General features: G+C 71.2%; 11 protein-coding genes. 1 reads left to right on the top strand and 10 read right to left on the bottom strand.

The window, feature by feature from the left end; all coding sequences use genetic code 11:
* Position 1 precedes the first annotated feature (1 nt).
* The 7 genes from OG819_RS02770 to OG819_RS02800 form a co-directional block, all read right to left on the bottom strand.
* The gene (locus tag OG819_RS02770; RefSeq protein WP_266586535.1) at positions 2-1,534 is read right to left on the bottom strand and encodes an RNA polymerase sigma factor; all 1,533 of its coding nucleotides are present in this window, start codon (positions 1,532-1,534) and stop codon (positions 2-4) included.
* A gap of 452 nt (positions 1,535-1,986) precedes the next feature.
* Positions 1,987-2,874 carry a FadR/GntR family transcriptional regulator gene (locus tag OG819_RS02775; RefSeq protein ID WP_266430231.1) on the bottom strand — a complete coding sequence of 296 codons (888 nt, stop codon included), beginning with the start codon at positions 2,872-2,874 and terminating at the stop codon, positions 1,987-1,989.
* 162 nt (positions 2,875-3,036) lie between these two features.
* On the bottom strand, positions 3,037-4,968 hold the full coding sequence (locus tag OG819_RS02780; protein ID WP_266647850.1) for an ABC transporter ATP-binding protein: 1,932 nt from the start codon (positions 4,966-4,968) through the stop codon (positions 3,037-3,039).
* Positions 4,969-5,079: 111 nt separating this feature from the next.
* Entirely contained in the window at positions 5,080-5,838 is a 759-nt protein-coding gene (locus OG819_RS02785) for an NUDIX hydrolase (RefSeq protein ID WP_266430237.1), read from the bottom strand.
* Positions 5,839-5,969: 131 nt separating this feature from the next.
* Positions 5,970-8,105 carry a glycogen debranching N-terminal domain-containing protein gene (locus OG819_RS02790; RefSeq protein WP_266647852.1) on the bottom strand — a complete coding sequence of 712 codons (2,136 nt, stop codon included), beginning with the start codon at positions 8,103-8,105 and terminating at the stop codon, positions 5,970-5,972.
* 377 nt (positions 8,106-8,482) lie between these two features.
* Positions 8,483-10,009, bottom strand: coding sequence for a DUF4192 domain-containing protein (locus OG819_RS02795; protein ID WP_266647853.1), 1,527 nt, complete (start codon positions 10,007-10,009; stop codon positions 8,483-8,485).
* Positions 10,010-10,416: 407 nt separating this feature from the next.
* On the bottom strand, positions 10,417-12,576 hold the full coding sequence (locus OG819_RS02800) for a RecQ family ATP-dependent DNA helicase (protein ID WP_266629465.1): 2,160 nt from the start codon (positions 12,574-12,576) through the stop codon (positions 10,417-10,419).
* A gap of 586 nt (positions 12,577-13,162) precedes the next feature.
* On the opposite strand from OG819_RS02800, the gene OG819_RS02805 reads away from it, so the two are divergent.
* Complete coding sequence (locus OG819_RS02805; protein ID WP_266629463.1) at positions 13,163-13,798, top strand: hypothetical protein; 636 nt, start codon at positions 13,163-13,165, stop codon at positions 13,796-13,798.
* 412 nt (positions 13,799-14,210) lie between these two features.
* Here OG819_RS02805 and OG819_RS02810 read toward each other — a convergent pair whose 3' ends face one another.
* The 3 genes from OG819_RS02810 to OG819_RS02820 form a co-directional block, all read right to left on the bottom strand.
* Positions 14,211-14,837 (bottom strand): hypothetical protein, encoded by a 627-nt coding sequence (locus OG819_RS02810; protein ID WP_266629456.1) that lies wholly within the window; start codon positions 14,835-14,837, stop codon positions 14,211-14,213.
* A 68-nt stretch (positions 14,838-14,905) separates the two neighbouring features.
* Positions 14,906-15,607 (bottom strand): ribonuclease HII, encoded by a 702-nt coding sequence (locus OG819_RS02815; protein ID WP_266629454.1) that lies wholly within the window; start codon positions 15,605-15,607, stop codon positions 14,906-14,908.
* A 315-nt stretch (positions 15,608-15,922) separates the two neighbouring features.
* Positions 15,923-16,567 carry a TetR/AcrR family transcriptional regulator gene (locus OG819_RS02820; RefSeq protein ID WP_266647854.1) on the bottom strand — a complete coding sequence of 215 codons (645 nt, stop codon included), beginning with the start codon at positions 16,565-16,567 and terminating at the stop codon, positions 15,923-15,925.
* Positions 16,568-16,643: the final 76 nt, after the last annotated feature.

The following is a 16,643-nucleotide window of genomic DNA, read 5'->3' on the forward strand; positions in this document are numbered from 1 at the left end:
CCTAGTCGAGGTAGTCGCGCAGCACCTGCGAGCGCGACGGGTGACGCAGCTTCGACATCGTCTTGGACTCGATCTGACGGATCCGCTCACGCGTGACGCCGTACACCTTGCCGATCTCGTCGAGGGTCTTCGGCTGACCGTCGGTGAGACCGAAACGCATGGAGACGACGCCCGCTTCGCGCTCGGACAGGGTGTCGAGGACGGAGTGCAGCTGCTCCTGGAGGAGCGTGAAGCTGACCGCGTCGGCCGGGACGACGGCCTCGGAGTCTTCGATGAGGTCACCGAACTCGCTGTCACCGTCCTCGCCCAGCGGGGTGTGCAGCGAGATGGGCTCGCGGCCGTACTTCTGGACCTCGATGACCTTCTCCGGGGTCATGTCGAGTTCCTTGGCCAGCTCCTCCGGGGTGGGCTCGCGGCCCAGGTCCTGGAGCATCTGGCGCTGCACGCGCGCGAGCTTGTTGATGACCTCGACCATGTGCACCGGGATACGGATGGTGCGGGCCTGGTCGGCCATGGCGCGGGTGATCGCCTGACGGATCCACCAGGTGGCGTACGTGGAGAACTTGTAGCCCTTGGTGTAGTCGAACTTCTCCACCGCGCGGATCAGACCGAGGTTGCCCTCCTGGATGAGGTCCAGGAAGAGCATGCCGCGGCCGGTGTAGCGCTTGGCCAGGGAGACCACCAGACGGAGGTTGGCCTCCAGGAGGTGGTTCTTGGCGCGGCGGCCGTCCTCGGCGATGATCTCCAGCTCACGCTTGAGCTTCGGGGCAAGCTTGTCGGCGTTGGCCAGCTTGTCCTCGGCGAAGAGGCCCGCCTCGATGCGCTTGGCGAGCTCGACCTCCTGCTCGGCGTTGAGCAGGGGGACCTTGCCGATCTGCTTGAGGTAGTCCTTGACCGGGTCGGCGGTGGCGCCGGCCGCGGCGACCTGCTGCGCGGGCGCGTCGTCCTCGTCCTCGTCGGACAGCACGAAGCCCTGGGCGCCGTCCTCGGCGGGCTCCTCGGCACCGGGCTTGCCCGGCGTCTCCTCGACCGCCTCGTCGTCGATCAGCTCGACGTCGTCCTTCTTGGCGGTGGTCTTCTTGGCCGCCGTCTTCTTGGCGACCGTCTTCTTCGCGACGGCCTTCTTGGCGACCGTCTTCTTGGCAGCGACCTTCCTGGCGGACGCGTCCTCAGCCGGGTCGTCGGCCATAGGCACTGCCGGGGCGGCGGCGGTGGCCTTCTTGGTGGTCACCGTCTTTGCCGCGACCGTCTTGGTGGCGGTGCGCTTGGCCGGACTCTTCGCTGCGACGCTCTTTCGGGTGCGCTTGGGCTCCGCGGCACTGACCATCAGCGTCACACCCTCTTCCTCGAGGATCTGGTTGAGGCTGCGCAGTACGTTCTTCCACTGAGTGGCCGGAATCTGGTCAGCTTCGAAGGCCCGACGCACGTCATCGCCGGCGATCTGCCCCTCAGCCTTTCCCCGCTCGATGAGCGCCATGACAGAGACGGACTCGGCGATCTCCGGCGGGAGCGTACGGGATGTGCTGGCCGACACGAACAACCTCTCGGAACGTTGGAAAACGGCTTCCGGCCCCGTCCACTGCGGACAGGAGCCGACGACCGCCGACTGGGGATGGGTCGACGGCGCGGGTGGGGGCCGGGAAGATGCACAGCGCCGTAAACGGCGTCCGTATTCCCTCCTCGGCTGTCACCTCTTAGGTCATCGCGCAGTTCCGAAGAGCGTTACGCCCAATCTGCGTGGCCCGAGTCACACCCCGTAAGCGCCCAAAAGCGGCCAGACACGGTCAAATAAGGTCAGTCGATGGACTCATCACCTCAAACCGATGGGTTCATCACCTCAACCGATGGCTTGATCACCTTCATCGCATCGCCGGATCCCGCCGGACCCCGGAAGGATCCGACGGGGTTCGGCGGGAGATGGTTCACAGACCAAGCGATGCCACGAGAGGGCACACGCCCCCCGACCGCGCCGCCCTCGGGGCGCGATCAGTGCTCGCGCGGCGCGGGCACCACGCGCTCCACCTCGGGGTGCACGGCGAGCAACTGCCGCATGGCCGCCTCGGCGGCCGCGCCGTCGGCCGCGGCCAGGGCGTCGACGATCCGGCCGTGGTGCGTCAGGGAGGTCTCGTTCGGCCGGTCGCAGCCGGTAACAGGGCCACCGGAGACCTGGAGCGCGGCCGAGACGATCCCGGAAAGGTGCTCCAGCATGCGATTGCCCGCGACCTGGATGAGCAGCGAGTGGAACTCCGCGTCAGCCCGCGAGAAGGTGAGCGAGTCACCCTGCGCCATGGCATGGCCCATGATCTCGACCATGTCGCCGAGACGCTGCTGGACCTCCTCACGTCCATGCCCGGCGGCCAGACGCGCGGCGAGCGGCTCGATCGTCCAGCGCAGCTCGCTCAGCTCGCGCCGCTGGTCGTCGCGCTGCGGCCCGAACGCCCGCCATTCGATGATGTCCGGGTCGAGGAGATTCCAGTCACTGACGGGGCGCACGCGCGTGCCGACGTTGGGGCGGGCACTGACCAGCCCCTTCGCCTCCAGGACGCGGAGCGACTCACGGACGACGGTACGGGAGACCTCGAACCGCTGCCCGATCTCCTCGGGGACGAGCGGACGGTCCGCGCCCAGGTCGCCGGAGACGATCATCTGACCCAGCTGTTGAACGAGTTGGCCGTGCAGTCCGCGTCCGCGGCTGCCCGCCGCGCGCCGGCCGACGCGACCGAGTTCTTGGTCCGCGCCCTCCCACGCGGAGGCGCCGACGCGTTCGGCACCAGGGCCCTCGGCGTAGGGGTAGCGGTCGAGTCCGCCCGGGCCGGCCAGGCCGGAGTCTGAGGAGCGGGCGGCGGTCATCATGGTGTGCGCAAGGGTACTCACGGATCATTTGTCGGCGCTGTCTCCAACTCCCTTGAGGTCTTTGGTGAAAAGCACACGAAAGGGTGATCGCTCACCGCGTCGCAATTGACGCCTTATCGGAAAGAAATGAGCGTTCTCCGGGGAGTTGTGCGCACGGTGGAACCGGAAGATTAAGGACGGTCGTCATCGCACCCTGCTGCGCAGGGTCGTGAGCAGATATGCGCAGAGCAGAGCGGTCAGCGACAACGTCAGTGCACCGCCCACGGGTTGGGCCACAAGGCGCGCCCCGGCCGCGAGATAGCGCTCTCCCCCGAACGGCCACTGCATCAGCAAGAGCTCGCGCAGCCGATCGGGAAACCCGGCCGCCGTCCGCACGGACGGTCCCGCCAAGGTCTTTTGTACGAGCGGTACGACCACGATCGGAACGGCGAGAACAGCCGCGAGCCCGGCGGTGGTGGACCGGAAGATGCCCGCTGCCAGCACCCCCGCCCAGGCGCAGCCCACCGTGAGGCCGATCCAACTCGCACTCAGCGACAGCCACTCCGCGGGAATCACCGCGAGCTCCCGTCCGTAGACGAGATAGAGCATTTCTAGGTCGCAGCCCACCGTGAGGACGGCCAGCACCAGCGCGGTGACGGAAGCGACGAGGAGTTTGGCGGCGAGCAGTCCCAGGCGGCGGGGGACAGTGCCACGGTCCGCGGCCAGGGCGGGGTGGCGGAACTCCTCGCCGGAGGCGAGCGCCCCAAGCAGTCCCGCCCCGAGCGCGGCGGGCGGCAGGGGGCATTCCCGCGGCCAGGCGGCCAGGAGCCGCGGTTGGGGTGTGTGACCGATTCTGGCCAGGAGTACGGACAGCAGGGCAGAGGCGACCAGCACGAGGACCGCGGTGAGGTAGCCGGTGCCCACACCGGTGGCGCGCCGCAGTTCGTAGCGCAGCGGACGCAGCGGGCTCGGCGCCTGGCGTACGGCGATGAGGGGCGGGAGCTGGGGCACGTCCCGCGCGCCCAGCGAAGTGACCGGGCCGGTCCACGACCCGGCCGGGCCCGGCTCGTCGGCCGCGTGCGCACCGGTCGCGGGCACGGCACCGGCAGTTTCGTCGGTCGCCGATTCGTCGATCGCGGACCCGTCGGTCGCCGACTCGTCGGCCGCGGAGGCGTCAGTCGTGGAGGCGGCGACTGTGGGGGCGGAGGTCATGGGGACGACGGTCTCGGGAGCGAGGCCCTCGGCAAGGAGCGCCGCCTGTGGCCCCATGTCACCTGTCTCGTCGGCGAGTTGGTGTACGAGGATGCCGTGCCGGAAGGCTGTCTCGCCGATGTCGGCGCAGGTGCTGCCGTACACCGAGAGCCGGTTGCCTTCCTCGCGCACGACCTCGACGGAACGCTGTGCGGCACGGGCCTCCTTGGCCAGCAGGGCGCCGAGGCGGACGGCGTGCGGACTGCGGACGGCGACCCGGGGGCGGAGCCGGGTGCGGGCGAAGTCCGCGGCCTCCTGATCGGCGACGAGTCGGCCTCCGTCCAGCGTGATGACCCGGTCGGCCGTCCGAGCGGCCTCCTTGGGGTCGTCCGTGCTGAACAACACCGTGCCTCCGTGGGCCGCGTGCGCGCGCAGAATCCCGTGCAACCGGCGGCCTTCGCCGAGGGAGAGGCCGTCGGCGGGACCGTCGAGGACGAGGGTGCGCGGATCGGACAGCAGCGCACAGGCCAGGCCGAGACGGCGGTCCATGCTGTGCGACAGGGTGCCCAGACGTTCGTCGCGCAGGCTCACGAGGCCGACGGCTTCGATCACTTCGTCGACGCGCCGAAGCGGCACACCGACGGCGGCGCACAACATGCCGAGCTGACCGCGGACCGTACGCGCGGGATGGCCCGGCACCTGTCCCAGGAGCACACCGACCTCACGCGAGGGATGCGCGATCCGGTGCAGCGGACGACCGCTGAAGTAGGTGATTCCACGGCCCCCCTGGAGTTCGAGCATGAGCCTCAGCGCCGTCGTCTTGCCCGCGCCCGGGGCTCCGAGGAGCGCTGTGACGCGGCCCGAGCGCGCCTCGAAGGACACGTCGTCGACGGCGGGGGGAAGCTCCTTGCGGGGGTTGCTGGTCAATCCGATGGCCTGGATCACTCACAGCAAGATAGCGTGACATTCACGATTTTTCGGGCATCTTGCGGATTGTTCGAGTCGGCTCCCACCCCTCTTCCGGGGCGACGCGCCCCGTGGGTCGACCCGCCCCCGTCAGACCTCGGGGCGCAGCATGGGCGGATTGAGCAGCGTGGCACCGCCGGCGCGGAACAGCTGTGCGGGTCGCCCGCCCTGGCGCGTCGTCGTGCCGCCCGTGGGCACGAGGAAGCCCGGTGTGCCCGTCACCTTGCGATGGAAGTTGCGCGGGTCGAGCGCCACTCCCCACACGGCCTCGTACACACGGCGCAGCTCGCCGACGGTGAACTCGGTCGGGCAGAAGGCGGTGGCCAACGACGAGTACTCGATCTTGGAGCGGGCGCGTTCCACCCCGTCCGAGAGGATCTGGGCGTGGTCGAAGGCGAGGGGCGCCGCCTGCTCGCCGTCGCGGCCGTAACCGCCCTGCTGCAGCAACTCCTCCACGGGCGCCCAGCGCGCGCTGTTGGCGTCGCCTCCGGCCCTGGGAGCCGGCAGATCGGGGGCCAGCGCGAGATGGGCGACGCTGACCACCCTCATCCGCGGGTCGCGCTTGGGGTCGCCATAGGTCGCCAGCTGTTCCAGGTGCGCGCCGTTGTCCTGCGCCGGGGCCGACGGGTCATGGGCGCGCAGCCCGGTCTCCTCGACGAGCTCGCGGGCAGCCGCCTGCGCCAAATCCTCGTCGGGCCGTACGAAGCCGCCCGGGAGTGCCCATCGTCCCTGGAAAGGCTGTTCACCCCTCCGTACCGCCAGCGCACACAGCGCATGGCGACGCACGGTCAGCACGACCAGGTCCACGGTCACGGCAAAAGGCGGAAAGGCCGACGGGTCGTAGGGCATGCCGCGATCATAGTCGTCTGCCTGACGATAAACACGCCCTTCGTCAGTCGCTTCCACTGATGATCCACTTACGTCCTGTTCAGGTCCCACCGGCCGCTTCCGGTCGCCGTCCAAGGACGCGTCGCGCAAGGTCACACTCCCAACTGCAGCCCGTCGGCCGCCTCCTCCACCATGGCGAGACCGAGCCTGCTGACACGTACGGAGAAGGGGGCCCCCGCGATCCGCAGTCCCGTCAGTCCGATCTCGCCCAGCGGCGCGCTGCCGACCGGACGCAGCGTCACCGTCCGGGCCGGGGCGTCGGGGCGGATGCCCGCGAGGGAGGTCAGGAGCAGCACCCCGGCGGCCGCCGCCGTGGCCGCCGGCCGACACGCGGCGGGATGTGGGAGCGGGGCGCCGCCTTCCGTACGCCGCTCGCCCGCGTACATCTCGGGCAGCCGGTACCCGAAGGTCTCGGCCGCTGCCAGCAGCCCCCGTAGCAGAGCGCTCGCCTCCTTCTCGTGGCCGGCGGCGACCAGACCGGTGACGGCGATCGCGGTCTCGTGGACGCGTACGGCGCCGCCCCGGTGGCCGAAGGGGTTGTACGCCGCCTCCTTGGCACCCAGGCTGCGCAGCCCCCAGCCCGAGTCCATGGCCGGGCCGCCGAGCAGCCGCGCCAGCTGCTCGGTCTGCACCTTGTCGAGCAGGCCGGGGGCCAACGCACCAAAACCCAGCAGTCCGGTGTCGAGGAGGTGAACGGTGCTCGCGCCGAGGTGCGGTACGAGGCGCCCGTCCGGGGCTCGGGCGGCCGCCGGTCTACCGCCTCCCCGGTCCTCGGCCCAGAAGTCCCCGCGGAACGCGGTCCGCAGCTCCTGGGCCCACTGCAGTAGTCCCTCGCCACCCGGCCGTCCGTACGCGTCGAGCAGCTCGGCGCCCAGCAGCGCCGCCCGGTGGGCATGGGCCTGCGTCTCGCAGCGGAACGGGCCGCCGGGGTACGGATCGGGCAGATAGGTGCCGTCGCCGACGGTGGTCCGCAGCCATGCGAGGCACCGCTCGGCCGCGGGCAGCAGTTGTTCGGTCTCCTGCTCCGAAAGACCCCAGCGCCGGGCCTCCGCGAGCAGTACGGGGAACAGCAGGGTCGCTTCGGTACCCGTGCATCCCGGAGGCAGGTGCGGGCCCGCGTCTCGGCGCGGGCCCGGGATCAGCCCGGACTGGGCTCCCGGGCCTGAGATTTGGGTGCGGGCGAGGGTCCGCAGCGTGCCCGCGGCGAGCCGGGTGCCGAGCGGCAGCGTCATCCGGGCCGCGGCCAGTGCCTCGGCCGGCGCCAGGCCACAGCGCCACGGCGCCCCGGCCGCGAGGTGCGTGTCCGCCGGGTGGGCGGCATCGCGCAGCAGCAGCGCCTGGAGATCCTCGACGCAGGTGTTCAGGAGCGCCTGGACCCTGGGGTCGTCGCCCGTGGCCCGCGCGGGGGAGAGCGGGCTCGTGGCGGCGCGGCCCACGGATCTGGACGGTCCCGCACCGCCCGGTCGTACCCTCAGCTCCACACTTCGGGTACCGCCGGGTGGCAGTTCGAGCTCCCAGCGGAGCAGTCCCGCGGAGGCCAGGGCGTCGGCGGGATGTGGGTCGGCGGTGACGATCGAGCTCCCGGTGGCACAGGACCATCGCAGGCCCGAGTCGTGGACGCTGGCGGGCAGTTCGGGCCCGGCTCGGCCCGAGGCGACAGAGCCGAGCTCCGCGAGATCCGTGCCCAGCGCGACCTCCACGGGCAGGCGCAGGGCACGGGGGGACGCACTGCGCAGGGTGATCAGCTCCGTGCCGTCCGCGTCACGCGTCCGTTCCACGACCACGTCCGGATCCGGGCCACCGTCGGCGGAGGAACGCACCGTCCCCACGAAGTGGGCTCGGTCGGCGGTGACCATCCGGGCCTGTACGGCGAGGGGTTCGCGACCCGCCACCCGCACCTGGCAGCGGGACAGCATCCGGCGGCCCGCGCGGTAGACCCCCTCCAGCCCGCGGCCGGTCAGCTGCCCCTGGTCCGTGGAGATCGTCAGTCCTGGCAGGGCGACGCAGATCAGCGCGGTGTGCACAGGTGGCAGGTCCGTGGTCCGGCGCGGCCCGGGAAGCGGCGCTTGACGCGCCGCCGGACCGGCCGGCCCCGCGAAGGGGCTCAAGGCGCTCTCGACACCTGCGAACGGGGCCCGGGGACCGGCGCGACGCGGGAAGGACTGCGCGGGCCCGCGCACCGGCGGGAGGGTGCCGTCGGGATCGGAGGGCGGGATGGACAGGGGCATGCGGCTTCCTCGGTCAGTGCGCCTGGGGCGCGCTCGGCGCCGGGTTGGGGGCTCCGGAGGGGCGAGGGCGTTCGGCGGCGCGGCCCGGCCACGGGTACCGCCACACAGGCGAACGGAACGGCCCCGTCCGGGGTCACGCCCTGGGCCGCGCATGCCGACCGAATGGCGGTGGGACGGTCGGTAGGGCATGCCACGGACGGCTGGTACCTGTTCGGTGGGTGCCGAGGGGTCGGCCTTGGGGATCGCGCGTGCCTGGCGTCCGCCCATGCCGCGCGGGCGGGCGCGTGGCGCCGCGTCGAGTGGAGTGACATCCGGTGCCCAGGGCATGCCATGTGTCACCCGACCCGATCCTCGTCGATCCGCCCCGCCTCGCACGCTCACGTCTCCTCCCCCGCGACCCGCCGACCACCCTTGCGGCGGACCCGTGCCCGTTCGCTCGCCGCCTCGGGCGCGCGGCCCGGTCCCTCCCCGCCGGGCGCGGCCTCATCGGTGGGTCGACGCCGGGAGAGACGAGCCGCCCCGGGGTGACGCCCACTTCCGCGCGATCCCCCGATGCCCGCCGTGCGTGCCCTGCGACGGCGACGGTTCGGGGTGCCCTCCGGCTCGGCGGCATCGCGCGGCGCCGAGCTATCAGGAACCGATGGCTGTTCCGCTTCCGCTCCCGTCCGGCCGGTGCGCTCCGCGCGCAGACAGCGGCGGATCGACTCCGGGTTGAGGCCCTCGTTGCACGCCTGGTGCAGAAGGCGGGCGAAGAGGTAGTCGGGATCGGCGCCGAGTGCCATGGCCAGGGCTTCGCGGGCCTCCAGTTCGTCACCGGTCGACCAGGCGACCCACCCGGCGAGGGTGAGGGGTGCCGCCGCGTGCTCGCCGTAGGGGCCGACGCAGCGGCGGGCCAGTGCCCGCCAGAGGCGCAGGGCCGGGCCGGCCTCGTCGCCCTCCATCCACTCGGCGGCGCGGTCACGCGTCGTGCGGTCCTGAAGTCCGAGGATCAGGTCGGCAGCCTCGTCGTGTTCCAGGAGACCGTCGTCGCGGAGGTCGGCCGGGCGTGTACCGGACACGGGTGGGGCGTCGGCGAACCGCTTCCTGATCTGCCGGGCCAGTCCGAGGGTCTCCTCGGCCACCTCAGCGCGGCCCTCGGCGTCGAGGATCCTGGGAACCAGGGCCATGCTCGCCGTGTCGAGCGCGGCCTGCTGCTCTCGTCCGGCCGCGCCTTCCCAGGGAATGAACCGAGCGGTGAATTCCCGCAGCGATCCGCGCACGTGGAGTCCGGCGTAGGTCGCTGCGGCGGCAAGGACGGACGTACCGGGCAGTCCCATCGACTGCCCCTCGGACGAACAGCACCCCTGCCCGGGGCAGCAGTACGACCAGAAACGGCCGTCGGAGATGCACAGGGCTTCGACGACGGGGACGTCGAGGCGACCGCAGGCCGTGCGCAGCAACTGCGCGAGGGGCCGCAGACGTTCCATGACGTCCCGTCCCGACTCTGTGGGCCCCGGCTCCTGGCAGAGGTAGGCGACCATGCTCTCGGGCCGGGCCCCCCTGCGCTCGCTTCCCTTCACCAGTCCTTGCGCCAGCTGATCGGCCACGGACGGCCAGTCGTCCGCGTGGGCGGGGATGCCGAGCCGAGCCCGCCCGCCGAAGCGACCTCGCCTCTCCCCGTCATGCAGGGCGACCAGCACGATGCTGTCCTCGGGCCGGTATCCGAGCAGGTACGGAAGCGCGTCGGCCAGTTCGGCCGGTGTACGCAGGGTCACCTGGTGTTCCCCGGGCAGGTCGTGCCCTGCGTGCTCACCCCGTCCCCCGCGCCCACTCGGCGCACGGCCCACGCTGCCTTCCCCGTGCCGACCGCGCCCGCTGATGTCACTGTCGCCGGACGTGCCGGCCGCTTCGCTGTGATTCGTCATGCCGTGACCATCCCGCGGATCTCGAAATTCCGCTTCGGCCTGTGGATAACCATGGGCATGGCCACGACACGACTTGTCCACAACCCGGCGACCTCGTTCGCGCGATGGCCACCCCATCGGGTTGCATAAAGCCTTCGCCCCTGGCGTTCAGCGTGCGACCGTCCAGTCGAGCACCTACGCGAGAGCCGGTCCGCCGCCGGGTACGTCAGGTACGGGGCCGCCGCCGCGTCGGGGAAGGGGCGGGCGAGCACCGTGGGGCGTCCGACCTGATCCGCGGGCGTTCGCCGTGCCTTCATGCTGTCAGCCGCGAGCTCGCGCCCTGCCGGCGGAGGCGGGGCGTGCTCACCACGGCGAAGGCGACGCGTCCGATCACACTCAGAGGCGTCGCACTCACGGAGTGAAGAGGCTCAGCCTGCCGCGGCGAGGACCAATGGGAGAACCTGATCGCTGCCTGACTGGCGGAGGAGGCGGGCAGCGACCGCGAGGGTCCAGCCGGAGTCGGTGTGATCGTCCACGAGCAGGACGGGGCCGGGAGTGCGCGCCAGGGCGGCAGCCAGGTCCTCAGGAACGGTGAAAGTGCCGGACAACACCCTGAGGCGTTGGGCGGAGTTGCTGCGGCGTGCCGCGTGCGCGCCGCTCGGCCCGGTGTACGCCAGGGTGCCCAGCAGGGGGAGGCGACCGATGGTCGCGATTCCCTGGGCGAGGGAGGCGACCAGCTGCGGGCGAGCCAGGGACGGCACAGCGACGACTCCGACCGGCCGGGCAGAGGCGTCCGGGGCATTCGTCGCCCAACCTCCCGCAGAGCGCGCCCAGTCGGCGAGGACGGCCACCGCGGCCTTCAGGACATCGTCGGGCACCGGCCCATCAGGCGCGTTCTCGGCCAGCAGCGGGCGCAGCCGGTTGCCCCAGCCGATGTCCGAGAGCCGCCCCAGGGCACGCCCGGTGGAGCACTGCTCCTTGACCGGGATGCGGCCCTTGAGGTCAATGCCCAGTGCGGGCATCCCCGTCGGCCACATCCGACGCGGCTCGACCTCCACTCCCGGGCGGTCCAGTTCCTTCGCCGCACCCGTCAACGCCTCCGACGAGACAGCGGAATCGACCCATGCCCCCGCGCAGTTGTCGCAACGGCCGCACGGGATGGCCCCCTCGTCGTCCAACTGTCGGCGCAGGAACTCCATCCGGCATTGGGACGCGCTCACGTAATCGCGCATCGCCTGCTGCTCGGCCGCGCGCTGTCGAGCGACCCAGGCGTACCGCTCGGAGTCGTAGACCCACGGCTCTCCGGTGGAGATCCAGCCGCCCTTCACCCGCTTGACCGCCCCGTCCACGTCGAGCACCTTGAGCATGGTCTCCAGGCGGGTACGCCGCAGCTCCACCACCGCCTCCAGGGCCGGCACGGACAGTGGCCGTCCCGCACCGGCGAGCGCCGAGAGAGTCTGGCGGACCTGCGCCTCGGGCGGGAAGGCGGTATCGGCGAAATAGCGCCAGATCGCTTCGTCCTCCTTGCCCGGCAGCAGCAGCACCTCCGCGTGCTCCACGCCGCGCCCCGCACGACCCACCTGCTGGTAGTAGGCGATCGGGGAGGACGGCGAGCCGAGATGGACCACGAAACCCAGGTCCGGTTTGTCGAAGCCCATGCCGAGGGCCGACGTCGCGACCAACGCCTTGACCCGGTTCTCCTGCAGGTCGACCTCGGCCTGCAGCCGGTCGGCGTTCTCCGTCTTGCCCGTGTACGACGCGACCGTGAAGCCGCGCTGCCGCAGGAAGGCGGTCGCCTCCTCGGCCGCGGCCACCGTCAGCGTGTAGATGATCCCGGAGCCCGGCAACTCGTCCAGGTGCTCGGCCAGCCACGCCAGGCGATGCGCGGCATCGGGCAGCTGCACCACACCCAGCCGCAGACTCTCCCTCTCCAGCGGGCCGCGCAGCACCAGGGCCTCCCCGACGCCGGTACCCAACTGCTCGGCCACATCCGCCGTCACCCGCGCGTTGGCGGTCGCGGTGGTGGCCAGCACCGGCACACCCGGGGCAAGCTCGGCCAGCATCGCCCGCAGCCGACGGTAGTCCGGACGGAAGTCATGGCCCCAGTCCGAAATACAGTGCGCCTCGTCAACCACCAGCAGACCGGTCGTGGCCGCGAGCTTGGGCAGCATCTGCTCGCGGAAATCTACAGAATTGAGACGTTCCGGACTTACGAGGAGAACGTCGGTCTCACCACGCTCGACCTCCGCGTGGATGGCGTCCCATTCCTCCGGGTTGGCCGAGTTGATCGTGCGGGCCTGGATCCCGGCGCGCGCCGCCGACTCGACCTGGTTACGCATCAGCGCCAGCAGCGGCGAGATGATCACCGTGGGGCCGGAGCCACGCCGGCGCAGCAGCGCGGTGGCGACGAAGTACACCGCCGACTTGCCCCAGCCGGTGCGCTGCACCACGAGCGCACGCCGGCGCTCCTCCACCAGAGCCGCGACCGCCTGCCACTGATCCTCCCGCAGCCGCGCCGAGCCCCCCGGGTCACCGACGAGCTCAGCGAGGATGGCGTCGGCTTCGGTGCGGAGCTCCTGGTTGTCCATGCCCCCATGCAACCCGATGGCACTGACACTCGGCCAATTCACCCAGCGTGACACCCGACTCGCAGTCGGTCCACCGACCATGCGTCGATCGAGAATGGCCGGCATGGAGCGCCCGGCCACAACCCTCTCGATCAACGCGTTTACGCAGGTCAAGGCGCCATTCCCGCCCGGAATGCGAATGCCGCCCCAGTTCGGTGGCCCGGAGCGGCTCGACAACCCCGACGTCCTCAAGGAAGCAGGCGATCCCGTGCTGCTCGTGGAGGACGCCATCGAGACGGGACGGATGCTCGCGGTCGCCGCGCGCATGCTGCGACGATCGGAGCGCGGGGGGTGTTACCGCTGGTCCTGGCCGTACAACCGTGGCCCATGTGTCGCCATCGAGAACAGTGGGCAGGGATATACACGACGTATAGTCGGAAAACGGTCGGTGGCCCCAATTGCTCGTTGCCGCAACCAAGTTCGACAGGAAGAATTGAGGTCCGCTCCCCGCACGGCTCGCCCGTGATCCGGTAGGGCTCTGCTGCGGCGTGCGCTCCCCCAAGTCCGACCCCGCCCGCTGTGTGGGCGCGTAGCCGAAGGGAGGACCGTGACCTTCGGATTCGCTCCGTCCTCGGCGGCATCCATGTCGACGTCTGCCGATCTGTCCGCCGCTTCCGCCAACCCACTGACCCGCATGCTCGAACCCGCCGAATGGGCCGCCGCGGGGATTCCGCTGCTGCGCAATCCCCGGGAGGTCGTCAGCGGGTTGCACGCACGGCACCGGCCGAGACCCACGACCGCCGTCGTGGCCGTCCTCGACGCGGACGAGCGGCTGCGGGCGAGCGCCTCGTTCACCCGGCGGTCGGCTCCGGCCGACGGCTGGATGTTCCGCAACGCCCTGCTCGCGCAGCTGCGCCGGGTGATCCCGCACGACCTGCGGCGTCGCACCCCGGTGCGCACCGCCGTGCTGCTCTACTGCCGTGAGGGCGACGCGCGTTGGACCGAGGAGGACGGGGCGTGGATGTGGGGGCTGCGGGACGCCTGCACCCTCCACGGACTGCGCTGCGGGGCGTACATCACGCTGACGCACGACGGCTGGCAGGTACTCGGCGAGGGCCGTGGCGGACGCCGTCCGAACACGGACTCCCCGCCGGAGTCCTTCGCCCTGGCCGAGGCACCGCCGCCGCTTCCGCGAACCGGAGGCGTCGCGTCGGAGGTGCTGCGCCGGGCGGCCGCCCGCTGAACCGGCCGCCCGCAAAGCCTCGCGCCCGCCCCAGGCGTCGGACCGCCCTCAAGGCCTCTGAAGGGCCCCGACGGGTACTCGCCCCTGTGACCCAGGCACGTCCGCCCGGGCCGTGGCGGCCACCACGGCGCACGCGACCTGGCGGGGGGGCGGGGCAGCGCCGTAGCGCTTGCGCCCGCTCCAGAGGCGTACGCGCGTCTCCGGAGCACACGGACGGTCCACCGGGACGTACGACGGTGGCGCATCTCGTAGAGACACCCCGCGCGAGACACCCCGCGCACACTCCGGGCAACGCTCCACGCACGCTCCGAGCACGCCAGAACGACCGCCGTACAGGTGATGCCGCGGCGGCACCACCGTCACACCTGAGGCATCACCCCGAGCGAATCCCGGACAGGTGTCCGGGATTCGTTCAGACCCCGGCGCCCAGCACCAAGTTGATCTGCTGCGGGTCACCGCAGACGATCAGCAGGGCGCCGGCCCGGCCGAGGGCCAGGGGCAGGGCGGTGGCGGCGGCAGCGTCGGGACCGCCATTGATGGCGACCACGACCACGGGACGGGAAACAGCCCGGCCCGCGACGGAGGCGTCGGCGTAGAAGACGTCGTCGCCCGCGTCGTGCTGCGCCCAGTAGGCGGCTTCGCCGAAGGAGAGCTCGTGCGCGGCCCACGGGTGCGGTTCGCCGGTGGTGATCACCAGCACCTCACCAGGGGCTCGGCCCGACTCCAACAGCAGGTCGACCGCTTCTTCGGCGGCGTCCAGCGCACCCTCGGCCGAGGCCGGGATCAGCTGGACCTGTGGGGTGGCGGCAGCGGGCGCGGCCGCCGGGGCGGACGACCCCGGCGTGGCCGCGACCGGCTCGCGCGGGGTGCGTTGGGCCGGCGTCGGCCGGACAGGTCCCGGACGTCCGGGACGCGGCGGGGCCGCGGGACGGGGACCGGGTACGGGACGGGGGGTCGGCGCGGTGCGGCCACTGGCCGGAGTAGCGCGGGGACCCTGGGCACTCTCGTGAATCTGAGGCTCCTCGGGAATGAGAGGCATGAGCTGATTTTTATCAAACACCGGTGCGACTCGCGTCGGCGGGTGGCACATGAGTGCGAGCGGAACCGTCAGAAATCGAAGCCGAGCTGACCTTCGATCTCCGGACCGCTTCCGTCCGCCCAACTGCGGACCTTCTTGAGGTGCCGCCACTGGGGCAGCGCATCAAGATACGCCCATGACAGCCGGTGGTACGGAGTGGGGCCCTGTTCCTCCAGTGCGGCCTTGTGCACCGGAGAGGGATACCCGGCGTTGGCCGCAAAACCGAAGTCTGCATGGTCGACACCCAGTTCGGCCATCATTTTGTCGCGCTGAACCTTGGCGATCACCGAGGCCGCCGCGACGGCCACGCAGGACTGGTCACCCTTGATCACCGTGCGAACCCGCCACGGCGACCCGAGGTAGTCGTGCTTCCCATCGAGGATGACCGCGTCGGGGCGGACGGGCAAGGCCTCCAGAGCCCGCACCGCGGCCAGGCGCAGTGCGGCCGTCATCCCCAGGTCGTCGATCTCCTCAGGAGAGGCATGCCCCAGGGCGTAGGACGTCACCCATTTCTCCAACTCCACGGCCAGCACGGTACGGCGCTTGACGGTGAGGAGTTTGGAGTCGGTGAGGCCTTCGGGCGGACGGCGCAGTCCCGTGACGGCGGCGCAGACGGTGACCGGGCCGGCCCACGCACCACGGCCCACCTCGTCGACACCGGCAATGATCTTCGCTCCGGTCGTGGCGCGGAGGGAGCGCTCGACGGTGTGAGTGGGTGGTTCGTACGGCATGGCGCCCTCAGCCTACGCCGCCCGGAGCGCCTCGCGACACCCAGGTTTCCCTGAGCGACCACCGCCCCGCAGCCGGCATGGATCAGTCAACCGAAGATCCACTCACCGGACACCCGCCCGCCGCCGAACCAACCACCCGGCCGTCCCCCGAACCAGCCACCCGGCCGTCCCCCGAACCAGCCATCCGCCCGTCCCGCGAACCAGCCATCCGCCCATCCTCGAACCCACCGTCCGACCGTCCCCACGTCAGCCGTCCGACCACCCACGAACCAGCGACGAACCACCGACGAACCAGCGGCCCGACGATCCCCGGATTCAGGCCCCGGCCGCCCGTGGGCCGTCCCCCGTCCGCCGCAGCAGCGGGACCATCAGCTGGTCGATCATCTCCTCCAGGTCCCGCTCACCCCATTCGCTCGCGCACACCTTCGAGCGATACATCATCATCGCCGGAATAGCATCGAAGACGTAGGAGTTCGCGGCGTCCGGTCGGACCTCTTCCCGCTCGATTCCGCGGTGAACGATGTCTCGGAGCAGATGCTTGGTCGGCTCGACGACACCTCCGATGATCAGGCTCTGAAAGCGTTCCGCCTGCGCCACGTCGCATTCGTGAAGTACTGAGCGCAGTGCGAAGCCGGACTGCGAGTACATCGCCTCACGTACCTGTCGGCACAGTTCCAGCAGGTCCTCCCGGACGCTTCCGAGGTCGGGCGCCACCGTCAGGCTCGGCAGCCCGGCCTTCAGCGCGTCCGCCACGAGGTCCTCCTTGGACGGCCAGCGGCGGTAGACCGCGGCCTTGCCGGTCTGAGCCCGGGCGGCGACGCCCTCCATCGTGAGGCCGTTCCAGCCGACCGTACTGAGCTGCTCGAGCGCGGCCTCGAGGATCGCGCGTTCGAGCACGGCACCGCGTCGGCGCAGGGAGGCCGCTTGAGCGGGAGCGGCCGTCCAATGCGAAGTAACCATCTGAGTGTCTCCGTTGTGCATGGGGGAGCGGGGAGTTCGGGGAGAGCGAGCAGCCAAGTGGCGACAACCGGCGGCG

This window comes from Streptomyces sp. NBC_01549, assembly GCF_026339955.1.
Classification (GTDB): Bacteria; Actinomycetota; Actinomycetes; order Streptomycetales; family Streptomycetaceae; genus Streptomyces.